Raw genomic sequence first — 15851 nt, 5'->3', positions numbered from 1 at the left:
TGGTTTTCAACGGTCTCGAAGAATCGCCGCTGTGGAAGAAGCTCGCTGCGGAAAAAGCCGCGCGCGCCGCCGACCTGACGCGCGCGGCGCCCGTCGAAGTGATCCGCTCGCCGATCCGCACGCTGTTTTCGCGTGACTACCGCTCGATCCTGTTCGTGAACCTGTTGCTGACGATCGGCGGCGGCAGCGGGTACTACCTGACCTCGGGCTATCTGCCGACCTTTCTCAAAGTCGTCAATCATGCGCCCAACGGCTCGGCGGCGGCGATCCTGATGATTTGCAGCATCGCGGTGGTGATCGCATCGGTCGCAGCGGGTCACATGAGTACGTTTATCGGCCGCAAGCGCAGCTTTATTCTGCTCGGCGTGATTCGTCTCTTTGCGTTGCCTGCGCTGTTCCTTTTGTTGCCGACTGCGCAGAACATCACGATGCTGGGCCTCTATGCGGTCATACTCAGCGCGCTCGGTAGCGCCGGCTATGCGCCGATCCTGATCTTCCTGAATGAACGCTTCCCGACCGCGATCCGCGCGACAGGAACGGGGCTTTCGTGGAATATCGGTTTCGCCATTGGCGGCATGATGCCGACTTTCGTGTCGCTGACGGCAAAGACGCCTGGCGATTTGCCGGTCACGCTGGCTGCGTTCGTCGGTGCGATCAGCGTGATCTTTCTGGTTGGCGCGTTCGTCGTACCGGAGACCCTGGGTAGGCTCAACCACGACGCCGGGCGCGAGCCTCACTGAATGCAGCTGTTATGCGGCGGCTCGATTACGAGTCTTTGTGGGGTAGCCGCTGGATCAGCTTCCAGCGCCCCCGGCTTTGTGATCATGCTCGACGTTAGTTGGCGCGAGCGGCAGCGCCGCGTTATTCCGGCTCCGCGCTGTCGACGCCGGTGGTGACGCGGCGGATCTGGTCGGCGATGATGTCGACGAGTTCGGTCGCCGCACGGTCGATGGGCCGCTTCGGATGGCTGACGAGAACGATGTGGCGCACGATCCGAGGCGAGGTGATCGGGTATGCGCGCAGCACGCCTTCGTCGACCTTGCGCTGTACGACCACGCGCGGCAGGATCGTCGCGACGCTGCTCTGTTCGATGAACTTGACGATGGTGCTCAGCAGATCGATTTCGAACTTCGGCGAGATGACCACATCGGCGTTCAGCAGTGCCGCGTCGAGAGCGCCTCGCAGGCCGTTTCGACGCGTCGGCAGCACGAGGTCGAGTTCGGTCAGCGTGGGCGCCGTAATCGTGGCGGGCAGGGAAGGACCGTGCGCCGCACTGGTCACGAGGACCATCTCTTCGTCGAGCAACGGATATGTGTCGAGCGACAGGCGTCCGCGTGGACGGTTGATGATCGCGGCATCGAGCCGGCCGGCCTCCACTGCGTCGATCAGTTGCGCGCTGAAACCATCGGCCACCGAAACCTCGACCTGCGGATAGAGAGCATTGAATATCGCCAGTGATTCCGGCAGCACGCTCTGCGCTTCGGACGCCACCATCCCCAACGACACACGGCCCGTGACGATGATGTCGTGCCTGCTCAACTGCTCACGCGCATGTTCGATGTCGCGCAGGATCGGCACGTACAGGCGATACATCTGACGCGCGGCGTCCGTCGGTGTCATGCCGTGCGGGCCGCGCTCGAACAGGGTTTGCCGCAGTTCCGCTTCGAGCTTCGAAATCTGCATGCTGAGCGCAGGCTGGACGATGTTCAGCCGCTTCGCGGCGCGGGTCACGGAGCCGTCTTCGAAAAGCGCGATGAAATACTGGATTTGCTTGAGGTCCATGTAACGCGGGAAGCGCCGTGCTGCGGGAACGGTTCAAGTTTAACTGGGATGCCTGTGCGCAGTGCGGTGCACAGCCCGCGACGACGAGGCGGAGGCTGTACGATCAAACGAGGTTCGGCATCGCGTTGAGCCAGCGTCCGTGTACGGCGTGCGATCGACGTCGTCGGCCGAATTGTTCGGTGCGTGCGTGCGCTATACGCCCGCGATGGGCGAGGCCGCTAGCGGGTCACGCGCCAAAGGGACCGCCGCCACGAACGGTGAGACGACAGCCGGCGCAGCGTTGTGTGACGCCTGTTCGTCAGCGCCGGCGGGTGCGCTACAGGCCGGTTGCCTGCCGTGCGCGAACGAACGCGCGAAACTCGGCGGCGGGAAGCGGGCGACTGACGAGATAGCCTTGGATCACATCGCAACCCTCGCTTGCCAGCATGTCGCGTTGCTCTGGTGTTTCGACGCCCTCCGCAACGGTGACCATGTTCAGCGCATGCGCCAGCGTGACCACTGTACGAATGATTGCGACGGCATTCGGTTCATTGCCAAGCGCCCAGACGAACGCTTTGTCGATTTTCAGCGTATTGACGGGCAAGTGCATCAGATACGCGAGGCTTGAATAGCCGGAGCCAAAGTCGTCCAATGAAGTCGAAATGCCGGCTTGACGCAGATCCGCAAGTATCTGCGAGGCCACCTGCATGTCGGTCATCAGCGAATTCTCCGTGACTTCCACCTCCAGCATCGTTGCGGGAACGCCATACCTGTTAGCCGATTGCAAAATGGTATCGGCGAGCCTCGCAGTGACGAGTTGTCGCGCCGACAGATTGAACGACACCATCGGCGGCGCCGCGCCATCGTCGAGGGATTCAGCAAGGTGACGACAGGTCGCATCGATCACCCACCGGGTGAGCGGTCCTTCCAGCGGAGAGTCCACGATCGCATCGAGGAACTCGCCAGGAGCCAGCAAACCGCGCCGTGGATGCCGCCACCGCAACAGGGCTTCAGCGCCGCGCAGCGATCCGTCAGTCAGGTTCAATTGCGGCTGAAAGTGCAGTTCCACCTGGTTGGACGCAAGGGATGCTTCAAAATCACCGCGCAAGCGTAGACGTTCCCCGTGGCTTTCGCAAAGCGCCTGACCATAGACTTGCAACTGGAACCGGCCGGATGATTTGGCCACGTACATCGCTGCGTCCGCACGCTTCAGCAATGTCTCCGCCGACTGTGCGGCGTCGCGGCCGAGCGCGATGCCGATGCTGGCACCCAGCGATACGCAAATCTCCGGCATCTGAAACGGGTCTGCGAGTGTCGCCAATATGGCTTGGGCGATTTCTTTCGCTTCGACGTCGCTGGTGTTTCCAAGGATCAGCACGAACTCGTCGCCGCCTACGCGAGCCACAAAGCCGGATGGACCCGCAAGGTCGTGCAATCGGGCAGCCACGTGACGCAAGACCCGGTCACCCTCGGCATGACCGAACGCATCGTTGATTTCCTTGAAACGGTCGAGGTCGATGAACAGTACTGCAAGCGCACCGTCGTAACCGGAAGGCCGCGCGGACAGTTCCTGAACAGCAAGGTCCAGCACCTTGACGCATTGACGCCGGTTCGGAAGATCGGTCAGGTAGTCATGCGTGGCCTGGTGCTGGAGGATCGCTGCCTGTCGATGCTCCTCCGAGACATCGCGAAACAGGACGGTTATGCCGTCCTGGTGAGGAAACGCTCGTGCCTCGAACCATGTGGCGAGCGGGGCGTAGTAGTCGGTGTGACTGCAGGGTTTCCTCACACGCGCAGCTTCGTGGTACGCGTTGTAATAGCCGGATCCGACGAGGTCCGCATAGCGCTCCCAGACAATCTGCCCAATCAGTTTGCCGCGGTCACTGCGTAAAAGCCGCTCGGCCGTGCGGTTGACGTAGGTAAACCGCCACGCCAGGTCGAACGACATCAAACCGTCCGTGAGGCTGTCCAGCATCGGATAAACGTGGGGAGGCACACTTTCTCCCTGCGGTGCCGGACAGCCAGTTTGCGTTCGGCGAATCATATTGATTTTTGCGTTTGATTTTCGGGTTGAGTGGTCGCCCCGTCAGAACCGTCAGCTTGTGCGCAACGGTAAAGCGGCCGCCTATCCGGAAGAGGGTACGTTTCCGAACCGCAATAGCCGGACGAGGGGCGCGCCGGGACAACGCTTTTGTCTATCGGCGGATGCGTTGCATTCTTAAGGGCACATCGCTTTTCCACCCGGGTTTCGCTTCCGGCTGCCGCTTCGATCCTCAACCTGCTCACCTGAGGACTTCTCCGCTCAACGCAGTATCTGCCAGCGACCTGGGCATCGTCAGCCATCGACGCCGACTTCTCGGCGGGATCGGCAATTTCACCCGATTGTTGTCGTTGGACGCGAGCGGTGCGGCGGGAGTTTGCAGAGTGTCGCTGCCGTCTGGATGCGGCAACGTGCTGGAGGTGGACAGTGCGTCGTTGTTCATGATCGCTCGTCGTGAATGGAACATTGTACTTTCAATGCCCCAGCAACGCGCGCGCCACACCAGTCGGCGACGCCGGAGCGCCCGGCGTGGCGCTGCCGTTGTGCCGTTCATATACATTCAGTGCCCGAGCTTTCCGGTGTCGCTGCGAACCGCTTGCGAGCGGCTCCGTCAGAAGCGGGTGACAGACAGATAGTCGATGGTTGATATGTGTCGGCGGACCAAGTACAACCTGAAGAACGGCGTGCCGAAGAAGAGATGCGCTTACAAGCGAAAGAGGCGGGCGCACTACTTGCGCGCCTTGCCGAATGGCGACGGACGACCATGACCAACCCGCGAACCCGCTGCGGTTCGGTCCCGACACGATTCAACTTTGTAGACTTTGTCCGCGTCGCAAAGCCGCGCAGCACAAACCGTGCGTGGGGAGGTTCGATCACGAAAGACGGCTAGATGAAAGGCTCGCGCGACGCGTTCCCTGATTACGACGGGGGCGGCTCGGGTCGAGCCAGCGGTCGCTTGGCGTCACACTTACATCTTTTGCAATCGCATGGATCGCTCGGCTTCGACTTGGGCCGTCCTCTAAATGGAGAGGATTGACCATGCCTGCCCTTTGCGAAATTTGTCATGCCCGGCCCGCGGTTGCACAGGTGACCGTAGTACAAAACGGCCAGCGTAAATCGATGTCGATCTGTGAGTACGACTACCGTCAACTGATGCGGCATCAAAGCATGCTGAATCCGTTCGATTCCCTGCTCGGCGGCGGGCTCTCCCGTCTATTGGGCGGCCCTTCCGACGCGGCCGCAGACGAGCATGACGACGACGCTGGTCTCGTTGCTTCCGTGCCGCGCGAGTCAGTCGATGCCACCGATGCGTTCAGCGAGCAGACCATGGAACTGCTGCAGCGCGCGGCGGAAAAAGCTCACGAGCTGCAGCGCACGGAGCTGGACACCGAACATGTGCTGTACGTCCTTGCCGACACCGACGTTGCCGGGGCGCTCTTCAAGGAAATGAAGCTCTCGCCGGAGGACATCAAGCGATACATCGACGAGCACGCGAAAAAGGGTCATGCCGGCTCGGACGCATCCATCGACAAGATGACCGTGTCGCCTCGGCTAAAGAAAGCATTTCAATATGCATTTCAGGCGTCGCAGGAACTGGGGCATTCGTACGTCGGTCCCGAGCACCTGCTGATCGGTCTCGCTGCTGTTCCCGACAGCATCGCTGGCGGGTTGCTCAGGAAATACGGCGTCACGCCCGAAGCGTTGCGGCAAAAAGTCGTGAAGGTCGTTGGCAAGGGGGCGGAGGACGGCCGGGTCGACGCGCCCAGCGGCACGCCGACACTCGACAAGTTCGGACGGGACCTCACAGCCATGGCGCGGCAGGGCAAGCTCGATCCGGTGCTGGGACGCGCGCAGGAAATAGAGAGCACGATCGAGGTGCTTGCGCGGCGCAAGAAGAACAATCCGGTGCTGATCGGGGAACCGGGCGTGGGCAAGACGGCGATCGTGGAAGGATTGGCGCAGCGCATCGTGAACGACGATGTGCCCGAGGATCTGCGGGGCAAGCGGCTCGTCGAGATCAACATCAATTCGATGGTGGCCGGCGCGAAGTATCGCGGCGAATTCGAAGAGCGCGCGAAGCAGCTGATCGACGAAGTCACCGCGAAGCAAAGCGAGCTGATCGTGTTCATCGACGAGTTGCATACGATAGTGGGTGCGGGGCAGGGCGGCGGCGAAGGTGGCCTCGATATCGCCAATGTGCTCAAGCCCGCGCTCGCGCGCGGCGAACTGAGCCTGATCGGTGCGACGACCTTGAACGAGTATCAGAAGTACATCGAGAAGGACGCGGCGCTCGAGCGGCGTTTCCAGCCGGTGCTCGTGCCTGAACCGACCGTCGAGCAGACCATCGTGATTCTGCGCGGCCTGCGCGACAAGCTCGAAGCACATCATCAGGTGACCTTCGCGGACGACGCGTTCGTCGCGGCGGCCGAGCTCTCCGATCGTTACATCACCTCCCGCTATTTGCCGGACAAGGCGATCGATCTGATCGATCAGGCAGCGGCGCGCGTGCGCATTGGCTCGACTTCCCGTCCGCCCGAGATTCAGGAACTCGAGGCGGAGACCGCGCAGTTCAAGCGCGAGCAGGACTATGCGTCGTCCCGCAAGCGCTTCGACGAGGCCAAGGGCTTCGAAGAACGCATCAAGGAAAAACAGGCGAAGCTCGAAGAGCTAACGGAAGCGTGGCAGCGCAAGACTGGATCGGAGACGCTCGAAGTGACGGTCGCCGCGGTCGCCGAGGTCGTATCGCGTCTCACCGGCATACCAGTCACCGAGCTGACTCAGGAGGAGCGGCAGAAGCTGCTCGACATGGAGAACACGCTGCGCGAGCGCGTCGTCGGGCAGGACGAAGCCGTGCTCGCCGTGAGTGATGCGGTACGGCTGTCGCGCGCCGGCATGGGTCAGGTCCATCGGCCGATTGCGACGTTCCTCTTTCTCGGGCCGACCGGTGTCGGGAAAACGGAGCTTGCGAAGGCGCTCGCCGAAACCGTGTTTGGCGATGAGCAAGCGGTGATTCGGATCGACATGTCCGAATACATGGAGCGACATGCGGTGGCCAGACTGATCGGCGCGCCGCCGGGTTATGTGGGGTATGACGAGGGCGGCCAGCTCACCGAGCGCGTGCGCCGTCGTCCATATTGCGTGATCCTGCTCGACGAGATCGAGAAGGCCCATCCCGATGTCAACAACGTGCTGCTGCAAGTGTTCGACGACGGCCGGCTCACCGATGGAAAGGGCCGCGTGGTGGACTTCAGCAACACCATCATCATTTCGACGAGCAATCTGGGCGCGTCGATCATCATGGACAACCTCGAGAAGAGCGACGACGATCGCGCTTCCGAAAAGGAGATCCGCGGCAAGCTGATGGACGTGTTGAAAGGGCACTTCCGTCCCGAGTTCCTCAACCGCATCGACGAGATCATCGTTTTCCACGGACTGTCGCGCGAGAACATCCGCGCGATCGTGCAGATCCAGCTCGAGCGTGTAGTTCGGACCGCGGCGGCTCAGGGCATCACGCTGCGAGTGCAGGACTCGCTCGTCGATCATCTCGCCGATGTCGGTTATCGACCGGAATTCGGCGCGCGCGAGTTGAAGCGCCAGATTCGCCAGGAACTTGAGACGAAGCTCGCGAAAGAAATTCTCGGCGGCAAGATCAAGTCCGGCGATATCGTGGACGTCGCGTTCGACAAGGCGTCCGACAAGGTGGAGCTGACGAAGGCCGAAGCCCCTGCGAAGCCGAAGGACAATAAGGACAAACCGGCGAGCGCGAAGGGCGCGAAGAAGTCGGACCGGGACAAGAGGGAATCGTCGAAGACGGGGTCCTGAACGGGACGTGTCGAACACGAGACCATCGCGATCAGACCGCGCTTCGCGGCCATTTCGGCGTAGTAACCGGCCACGCCGAAGTACTGCGAATCGAACACGGAAACGGCCTGCCATGGCAGCACTGCGGTCGACGCTGTGGTAGCGACGATGGCCGAGATCGATCAGCGTTCTGCGCGACCGAAGTGCGCACGCTTGCGCAGCGCTCGGCGGCGGGCAAGGACATCAAGGGTTCCCGCTTTCGAAACGCGGAACAGTTTCGCGCGCATTCGGCGTTGCGTGCGCGTTCACCCTATCGATGTTCGAGTCGCCGGAACTCGGCCGCAGGCTTCGGCCCTTCACTCACGCGCTACTTGCACAACAACAGCATCCGCTCCTGCTCCGAGCACGGCACGTGCGGCTTCGGCGCGGGCTGTGCCGCAGCCGCGCTGACGGCCGCGCTGCGGCTCGCGATGCACGCGCGCAGATGCTTTTCGACCGGGCCGTAGTACTTCCATCCGCGCACGAGCGCCGGCAGTTCGAGCTTCACCTGCTTCCATTTCGGATGGCCGTGTTCCTGCAGGTTATCGAAGTTCGCGCATAGCGAGTCGGCGAAGTGATCCAGGTTGCTGACGGTGTCGCGCAGACCGTAGTCGTAGGTGACAAGAAAAGCCTTGACGGTCACCGCGGGCACGTCTTCCTTGAGCCAGCCCGGATAGCTGCTCTGACGGATCGTCGTCGGGAAGTAGGTCTGCTTTGCGCGCGCGGTTTCCGGCGCGTTCGGATCGGCGGGCAGCAGGCGCAGCTGTTGCAACAGATCGGGTTTCATCCCATTGAACAGATTCGCCGGCTGTCCGACCACGATGATCGCGACGTCGATCTTCTTTACGATCAGCGCCGCAAGTGCGTCCTCGTTGCTTAGGTGCACGACGTTCTGCTCGGGGATCGGTTTGCCGAACATCAGGTGATAAAGCGTCGTCGCCGACTGTGCGGTGCCGCTGCCGAGCAGGCCGACACTGATGGTTTTGTCCTTGATGTCGGCGAGCGTTTTCAGCGGCGAATCCGCGCGCACGACGACATTGATTTCCTCGTCGTACAACGGCATGATGAGCCGCAATGGCCTGATCGTCGTGCCCGCATCCGCGTTGCCCGCGTTGGCCATGTCAACGAACGCCTGGTACACGTCGGACTGCACCAGCGCGAGCTTCACGCCGGACTCGAAACGCATGCGCTGCACGTTTTCGGCCGACCCTTTCGAGGCGACCACTTCCAGGTCGATGCCGACCGGCTGCGCGACCCATTTCGACAGATCGTTGCCGAACTGAATGTAGGTGCCACGCTCGGGCCCCGTGACGATCTTGTAGTGCGCGGGTTCCGCACCGCCCGCCAGCGAACATGCGATCAGCGCCGCCAGCCCCAGCCACCCCGCGAGAAGTCTCTTCAGCATGGTCTTTCTACCTATCGGTCAGGTTAATTACGCTTCGCGCGCGGTGCGCGAAAGCACCAGTGATCCGGCTGCAATGTCATTTCAATGCGCGGCGATAGCCAGGTCCGTCTGTTTCCGCGCAGAACACTCGGGAAAACGTGCGCGGCGGCACAGACAGCGATGATTCGATCTGATAGCGAGGGCCATACTACGAACGGCGAATGCCGACGCTTTTCATGCGGCGGGGTTCGCGCCTTCGATCGCGCATTCGAGTGCGGCGCCCGGTCGCGTTACGCGGTGGTAATGCGTGGTCGCGATGCACGGTCGTGACGCGCGGCACCGCCATGCGCTGTGGTTTCCGCTGCTGTCGCCGCTGCTATTGCGGCGAGTTCGCCGTGTGCCTGTTTGCCGTCTGTCGTGTCGATCTCGTTGGCTGTGATTGCGTCGCTTGTCTCGTTCGTCCTCTCGTTTATCTCATTTGCCCGCGGGCAGCGGGGGCTGCAACTGCGTCTGCGCGAGCGGCGCGGCTTGCCCGCTGCCCATAGTCGCCGCATGCTGATTCAGCGGCGCCCAGCCGGTCTCGCGGATCACACGCTGGAGAATGCTTTTCGCCGCGTCGTTGCCAGTGTCGATGGCGAGTGCCTCGTTCGCATGCTGGCGAGCGCAAGACCACGACTGCTGCGCGACACAGGCTTGCGCGGCTTGCAATGCGTTGTCGCGACGCTCTGCGATTGGCCGCAACTGCGTGGCCAGATCCTTTGCATCGGCATTGCCGGGTTGTAACGTTTGCGCGGCGGCGAGCGCGGCTTGCGCTTTCGACAGATCGTTTGCACGGACTGCCAGACGCGCGCTTTCTACCGCTTGCGCGGCATCGCGGAACTGCAACGCGGGCCGTGGCGCGGCGCTCGCGTCGATCGACGCCAGCGCGGGCGCGATCGCGGGCGCAGCGGCAATCGGCACAGCAGGAAGCACCGGCGCGGGATTCGCCGACCTGTCCGGTGCAGCGGGTATCGGCGGCGCTATAGGTTTAGGCACGGCAGACGCGTGCATCGGCTGTGTTTGAGCAACCATTGGCGCGGGCGTGGTCGCCGCCAGCGGTGCAATCGTGCCCGTTGTCGTTCGGGCATCGCGGCTGATGTGTTCGACGCCGGTATCTTCGGCCTCGCCGTTGTCACTGAATAGCGTGTAGCCGACATACGTCAGGCCCAGAGCGACAGCCGCGCCAAGGCCACACAGAACACGCCAGATCGTGCGCGTCGTGTTGTGTGGCGCATGCACCGGCTGTTCGTACTGGCTTTGCGGATCGGCGGCCTGCGGCACCGGGGCAACGAGCGCCCTGTTGGTGGCCGGCTCGTCTTGAAGGAACTGCGACGCAGGCATCGCGCGAGCGGCGAAGGCGATTTCGTCGTGCAGGTCCGGCGAATCCGCGGCGAAGCGGTGTAGTGGCTTATGCGTTGCGCTGGCGCGGCTGCCGGGAACCGCCGTGCGTCTGTGCGGATCGGTGCCGAGCGGATGCGGGACGCCGCAATACGGGCATGAATCGACTTGCCGGTACAGCGTGCCACCGCAGCGTTTGCAGGGTGTCGGAAAGCTATGGCCGGTTGCTGTCTGGGTGGACATACGGTGGCCCCACCTATGGAAAACGATGCCATTGAAGGCATGTCCCGGATCGTGTTGAGGCGGGGAGCCTTGTCCGCGGAAAACGATCCACATGCGCCGGAGAGTTTCGTAGACGTAAGTCACGCTTACGTTGCGAATGTCCAATATGTGGCGTTTCACGACCAACGTCAATTAACGTTCGTACCTGAGAGTGTGGGCTACCGCACATTCGCAGGTATGACGAAAGCTTGCATGTGGGCCGTTCGCCCATGTACGCGTGGTCCTTTCACTGCGTTCGTGAGCCGACGCGGAGCGTCCAGGCCGTTGCGCGCAGATGCTTTGCAATGACGGTTGCCAGGACCAAAAAGCAACGAGGCCGACGCATTGCGCGTGGGCCTCGTGAATGTGACTGTCGTCGAATGCCTCGCATCAGGCGTTGGTATCGGCGCGGGGAAGCGCGCGTGGATCCGACGCTCGCGATCAGTGCTTGCGCAGCGGATGGTCCTTCAGCAGCCATGCGAGCGCGAAAGCGAGCACCACGACGCACGCGGCCGACAGATACACAGTGTGCAGCGCACCGGAGAATGCATGCAGGTAATCGTTGCGCAATGCTTCGGGTAGCTGATGGATCGCGGCGGGGCCCAAGGCGTGCGGCAGTTCGGTATCGGGCGGAATCAGTTTCTCGAGGCGTGCCGCGAGTCCGTTCGAGAACACCGCGCCGAAACTGGCCACACCGATCGAACCACCGATCGAGCGGAACAGTGTGACGCCCGACGTCGAGACGCCCATATGCCTGAACTCGACGGTGTTCTGCACCGCGAGAACCAGCACCTGCATCACCATGCCGAGACCGCAGCCGAGCAGACCCATGTACAGATACATCACATGGATCGGCGTGTCGATCCGCAGCCGCGCGAGCAGCACCATCGCGACCGACACGAGGAAGGTGCCGATGATCGGGAATATCCGGTACTTGCCGATCTTGCTGATGATGCGGCCGGTCACCATCGACATGATGAACAGCCCGCCCATCATCGGCAGCATCTGCATGCCCGCTTGCGACGGCGTCGAGCCCTTCACGACCTGTAGATAGAGCGGCAGAAACGTGACCGAGCCAAACAGCGACACGCCGATGATGAAGCTGATCAGACTGCTGAGTAAAAACGTAGGCTCTCGGAACAGTTCGAGCGGCATGATCGGTTCGACGGCGCTGCGCTCCTCATGAATGAAGCCCCAGATCGACACCAGTCCCATGCCCAGCGTGAACCACAGTTGCGGCGACGTCCACGGCAGGATCGTGCCGCCCTGGCTCGTGAACAGGATGATGCAGGTCAGCGCGCCGGCGAGAAACGCGGCGCCCATGTAGTCGATCGTATGCTTCACGTGATGCACGTGCGGCTTGAAAACCGCGCCGATCACGACGAGTGACACGATGCCGAGCGGCAGGTTGATATAGAAGATCCAGCGCCACGTGAGATGTTCGACCAGGAAGCCGCCGAGCAGCGGGCCAATCACCGTCGCAAGACCGAACACGCCGCCGAACACGCCCTGATAGCGGCCACGCTCGGCGGGCGGAATCACATCGGCGATCGCGGCCATCGTGACGACGAGCAGGCCGCCGCCACCGAGCCCTTGCAGCGCGCGCAGCACGATCAGTTGGCCCATATTCTGCGCGATGCCGCACAGCGCGGAGCCTACGAGGAACACGACGATCGCGGTCTGCAACACGATCTTGCGGCCGAACAGATCGCCGAACTTGCCGTACAGCGGCACGACGATGGTCGAACTGAGCAGATAAGCGGTGACGACCCACGACAGATTGTTGAGTCCGCCCAGTTCGCCAACGATCGTGGGCAGTGCGGTGGAGACAATCGTCTGATCGAGCGCGGCGAGCAACATCACCAGCAGCAGTGCCGGGAACAGTAGCCGGATCGGCGGGTGATCGGTGGCGGGCGAGGCCGGCCGTGAAACCGGTGTCATGGCGTCGACGCCCCGGCTGGCAGGAGGGTGTTTCATGGTGGCAGCACGTTGAAATTAATTAACTTGGCGATTAATATAGGCGACATCGCTATTCCAGTCAAATTCAATGCAATGGCAAGAATTCCGTCAGACGACTCCGCGGTCAACCCCCCGACAAAAGTCACCGCAAAGCCGCGCTCGAACGCGCCGCCGCGTACGCGAGTCGCAGCGAAAAAGGGCAGTGGGTTGGAGCGCGCGGTCAACGCGACGCAAAGCGACACCGACGCAACGAGCGCTGTTGCCGCGGTCCGCGCTCTCTCGGCGGCTCGCCGTCCGGGCAGGCCGACGGGCTCCGCGCGCGGCCCCGAACAGCGCGCCCGTTTGCTCGATGCCGCGCTGAGGTTGTTCGCGAAACAGGGCATCGTCGACACGTCGCTGGGCCAGATCGCCCGTGAAGCGGGCTTCACGTCCGCGATGATGCATTACTACTTCAAGACACGGGATCAACTGCTCGACGTGCTGATCGACGAGCGTTTCGCGCCGCTGCGCGCGGGTTTGGGGTTGCCGTTTCAGGAGAACGCCGACGATCCGGTCGCGGCGATCACGCAACTCGCGCAGCGGCTCGTGCAGGTGGCGAGCGACAACCCCTGGTTCGCGTCGTTGTGGGTGCGCGAAGTAATGAGCGACGGCGGACTGTTGCGCCAGCGCATGCACGAACGATTCGGCAACGCGCATCAGAAGGCGTCGTTGTCGGCGATCGAGCGCTGGCAAAAGGAGGGCCGCCTGAATCCGTCGGTCGAACCGTCGCTCGTGTTCGTCACCGTGCTGGGCATGACGATTCTGCCGCTCGCGGCGTCGAAGCTATGGCGCAACGATCCTGCGCGGCGCAAGCTGGGCGGTGACGAGATCGCGCGGCACGCGGTTGCATTGCTGGTGCAGGGAATCGGCGCGAACGGCAGCGCTTGACGCGACGCGGACGTCTCCCCAATGCGCGGGGCAAGTCGCGTCGCCTAACCGCCTCGCTGCTTCTTCCACTGGTCGAACGCGGCCTTGGTCGCGTCGTTCGGGGGATAAGTACCCGGCAGCGCCGCGCCGTCACGAATCCGTTCGGTCAGGAACGCCTCCAGCTGTTCCTGCTCTGCCGCCGCTTCGGCGACATCGTCGACCATCTTCAGCGGGATCACGACAACACCGTCCACGTCGCCGACGATCACGTCTCCCGGAAACACCGCGACCCCGCCGCAGCCGATCGGCACGTTGATATCCACCGCGTGATGGCGGATCAGATTGGGCGGCGCGCTTGCGCCCGCGCAGAACACCGGCATGTCCAGCGAGGCGATCGTCGCACTATCGCGCACCGGGCCGTCGGACACCATCCCCGCGACGCCGCGCATTTGCAGACGCAGCGAAAGAATCGAACCGAACGACGCGCTGCCGCGTTCGCCGCGGCAATCCTGCACGAGCACGTGGCCTGGCGGAATCGTCTCGACGCATTTGCGCTGCGCGTACTCGGGGTCCGCGAACAGTTCGAGCACATCGATGTCCTCGCGCGACGGGATGTTGCGCAGCGTGAATGCCGGGCCGGTCAGATTCACGCCGTTGCGCGGGGTGAGCGGCGCGACGCCCTGCATGAAGGTGTTGCGCAGACCACGTTTGAACAATTGGGTGGTCAGCGTGGCGGTGCTGACGTGGCGGAGAATCGCCAGCGTCGTTGCAGATAACGTGGAAGGGGTGGCGGACATGGTGTCGGTTGGCCTCGGGTTCGGGGTGCTTCGCGATGATAGCGCCGCCGCGCAACGCCTTCCCAATCGCTGGTCGAGCGGCGGTTCGCGCGCCGCGAAGCCGGGCACCACGGCACGCGACGTGCTACTACAGCGATGGACGGATGCCGCGCGGGACGAACGGACGAGCCGGCATCGTGCAAACGATGTGAGGAACGGAAACGATGCCGGGCGGAGAAGGCCGTGCGATCGGGGTTGGCACGAACCGCGCCGGCGCATCGGGTGCCGGCAGCCGGCGAATCGCGATAACGGGGCAAACTGGGCACACCAGCCGCGATATGCGCCGTTGGCCGTTTTTTCATGGGCGTGCAATTTTGGCGCGTTACTGTGCGCACGCGTTGTGCTCGGGAAGATGGTGAACGCGACGTTCAACAATCGCGAACCTGTCTGCAACTCGGCGTACGAAATTGAGTCGGAACCATGGACAGCAACATCCTGGCCGCGCGGATCGGCGGCAAGCAGAGCGAAACAGCGGCCAGTTCAGATGGCCTAACCGGTTTTCCAGAGCAACAACAGACAATGAACGCAGCAATGAGGCTCGATCAGGCCACGATCGTGCTGGTGGAAGACGACCCGGACAGCCGGGAGTCGCTGACCTTGCTCCTCGAGGCAGAAGGGGCGCAGGTTTGCGCGGTGGCGGATGCGGAAGAGGGTGTCGAAGCGGCGATGCGCTTATTGCCCGACGCGGTGGTCTGCGATCTCGACCTGCCGGCGATGGATGGCTTCTATCTGATCCAGCGGCTGCGGGATCACGAGATTTGCGGCGGTCATGCTCCGTCGGTGGCGGTGGCCCTCACCGGCCATACCGACGAAGCGTATCGTCTGCGCAGCATCGGCGAAGGCTTCCAGTTCTTTATGACCAAACCCGCATTGCCCGACGATCTCGTGACGCTGCTGCACGACGCGATCGACGCGCGCGCGGCGGGTTGATCGCCCGCTTCTTACCGGCGCTTCTGACGGCCGCTTGTGATCGCCGCTTGTGATGCTCAGGGCGCGGCACGTTGGCGTAACCCTTCCAGCAGGTCGCGGGATACGCCGTTATTTCGCCGCGGCCGCCGCCGGGGCCCGCGCGTCCTCGATGCCTGCCGCTTCCGCTGCCTGACAGGCCGAACACAATCCTTTTAATTCGATCTCGTCGCCGGCGAGGCGGTAGCCGGCGTCCTCGATCTGCACGACGAGCGCCTGGCGCAGCTTCGGTTGGTGCAGCTCGGTGACCGTGCCGCATTGCTGACACACGACGAGGATGCCGTGCTGACATTGCGTCAGATCGTGGCACACGGTGAACGCGTTGATCGATTCGATCCGATGCACGAGGCCGGCTGACAGCAGAAAGTCGAGCGCGCGGTAGACGGTGGGTGGCGCGGAACCGGGGTGGATGTGGCGCATCTGGTCGAGTAGCGAATAGGCTTTGGTCGCGCGCCCGGAATTCAGCAACAGTTCAAGCACCTTGCGCCTGATCGGCGTGAGCTTTTCGCCGCGTTCGCGG

General features: G+C 62.8%; 11 protein-coding genes. 4 read left to right on the top strand and 7 right to left on the bottom strand.

From position 1 onward, the window contains the following. Positions 1-740, top strand: a 740-nt coding sequence (locus tag VGH68_RS16045; RefSeq protein ID WP_331604632.1) for an MFS transporter, incomplete at its 5' end; no start/stop codon positions are given. Between the two features lie 121 nt (positions 741-861). On the opposite strand, the gene VGH68_RS16040 is transcribed toward VGH68_RS16045, so the two are convergent. Together VGH68_RS16040 and VGH68_RS16035 are read right to left on the bottom strand one after the other, a co-directional pair. Then, on the bottom strand, positions 862-1782 hold the full coding sequence (locus tag VGH68_RS16040; RefSeq protein WP_331604631.1) for a LysR family transcriptional regulator: 921 nt from the start codon (positions 1780-1782) through the stop codon (positions 862-864). A 316-nt stretch (positions 1783-2098) separates the two neighbouring features. After that, complete coding sequence (locus tag VGH68_RS16035) at positions 2099-3736, bottom strand: sensor domain-containing protein (protein ID WP_331604630.1); 1638 nt, start codon at positions 3734-3736, stop codon at positions 2099-2101. Between the two features lie 1104 nt (positions 3737-4840). Between VGH68_RS16035 and VGH68_RS16030 the strand changes: the two genes are divergently transcribed. After that, entirely contained in the window at positions 4841-7624 is a 2784-nt protein-coding gene (locus VGH68_RS16030; protein ID WP_331604629.1) for an ATP-dependent Clp protease ATP-binding subunit, read from the top strand. A 346-nt stretch (positions 7625-7970) separates the two neighbouring features. On the opposite strand, the gene VGH68_RS16025 is transcribed toward VGH68_RS16030, so the two are convergent. The 3 genes from VGH68_RS16025 to VGH68_RS16015 form a co-directional block, all read right to left on the bottom strand. Beyond that, a complete protein-coding gene (locus tag VGH68_RS16025; RefSeq protein ID WP_331604628.1) occupies positions 7971-9047 on the bottom strand; it encodes a TAXI family TRAP transporter solute-binding subunit in 1077 nt (358 codons plus the stop codon). 453 nt (positions 9048-9500) lie between these two features. Next, positions 9501-10646, bottom strand: coding sequence for a hypothetical protein (locus VGH68_RS16020; protein WP_331604627.1), 1146 nt, complete (start codon positions 10644-10646; stop codon positions 9501-9503). 459 nt (positions 10647-11105) lie between these two features. Further along, on the bottom strand, positions 11106-12605 hold the full coding sequence (locus VGH68_RS16015; RefSeq protein WP_331604634.1) for an MDR family MFS transporter: 1500 nt from the start codon (positions 12603-12605) through the stop codon (positions 11106-11108). Positions 12606-12716: 111 nt separating this feature from the next. Between VGH68_RS16015 and VGH68_RS16010 the strand changes: the two genes are divergently transcribed. After that, complete coding sequence (locus VGH68_RS16010) at positions 12717-13550, top strand: TetR/AcrR family transcriptional regulator (protein ID WP_331604626.1); 834 nt, start codon at positions 12717-12719, stop codon at positions 13548-13550. A gap of 44 nt (positions 13551-13594) precedes the next feature. Here VGH68_RS16010 and VGH68_RS16005 read toward each other — a convergent pair whose 3' ends face one another. Further along, positions 13595-14326 (bottom strand): ribonuclease activity regulator RraA, encoded by a 732-nt coding sequence (locus tag VGH68_RS16005; protein ID WP_331604625.1) that lies wholly within the window; start codon positions 14324-14326, stop codon positions 13595-13597. Positions 14327-14785: 459 nt separating this feature from the next. On the opposite strand from VGH68_RS16005, the gene VGH68_RS16000 reads away from it, so the two are divergent. Next, positions 14786-15295 carry a response regulator gene (locus VGH68_RS16000; RefSeq protein ID WP_331604624.1) on the top strand — a complete coding sequence of 170 codons (510 nt, stop codon included), beginning with the start codon at positions 14786-14788 and terminating at the stop codon, positions 15293-15295. A gap of 108 nt (positions 15296-15403) precedes the next feature. On the opposite strand, the gene VGH68_RS15995 is transcribed toward VGH68_RS16000, so the two are convergent. Continuing rightward, on the bottom strand, positions 15404-15851 hold a 448-nt coding region (locus tag VGH68_RS15995), incomplete at its 5' end, for a Fur family transcriptional regulator (RefSeq protein ID WP_331604623.1).

The sequence above is a fragment of the Paraburkholderia sp. genome (genome assembly GCF_036488505.1).
Taxonomy (GTDB): Bacteria; Pseudomonadota; Gammaproteobacteria; order Burkholderiales; family Burkholderiaceae; genus Paraburkholderia.
This window is presented reverse-complemented; position numbering and strand designations above follow the sequence as displayed.

Excerpts from the sequence above, each read along its gene's own strand:
- VGH68_RS16020 (WP_331604627.1), bottom strand. The coding sequence starts at position 10,646 with ATGTCCACCCAGACAGCAACCGGCCATAGCTTTCCGACACCCTGCAAA.
- VGH68_RS16025 (WP_331604628.1), bottom strand. The coding sequence starts at position 9,047 with ATGCTGAAGAGACTTCTCGCGGGGTGGCTGGGGCTGGCGGCGCTGATC.
- VGH68_RS16010 (WP_331604626.1), top strand. The coding sequence starts at position 12,717 with ATGGCAAGAATTCCGTCAGACGACTCCGCGGTCAACCCCCCGACAAAA.
- VGH68_RS16030 (WP_331604629.1), top strand. The coding sequence starts at position 4,841 with ATGCCTGCCCTTTGCGAAATTTGTCATGCCCGGCCCGCGGTTGCACAG.
- VGH68_RS16005 (WP_331604625.1), bottom strand. The coding sequence starts at position 14,326 with ATGTCCGCCACCCCTTCCACGTTATCTGCAACGACGCTGGCGATTCTC.
- VGH68_RS16015 (WP_331604634.1), bottom strand. The coding sequence starts at position 12,605 with ATGACACCGGTTTCACGGCCGGCCTCGCCCGCCACCGATCACCCGCCG.
- VGH68_RS16035 (WP_331604630.1), bottom strand. The coding sequence starts at position 3,736 with ATGCTGGACAGCCTCACGGACGGTTTGATGTCGTTCGACCTGGCGTGG.
- VGH68_RS16000 (WP_331604624.1), top strand. The coding sequence starts at position 14,786 with ATGGACAGCAACATCCTGGCCGCGCGGATCGGCGGCAAGCAGAGCGAA.
- VGH68_RS16040 (WP_331604631.1), bottom strand. The coding sequence starts at position 1,782 with ATGGACCTCAAGCAAATCCAGTATTTCATCGCGCTTTTCGAAGACGGC.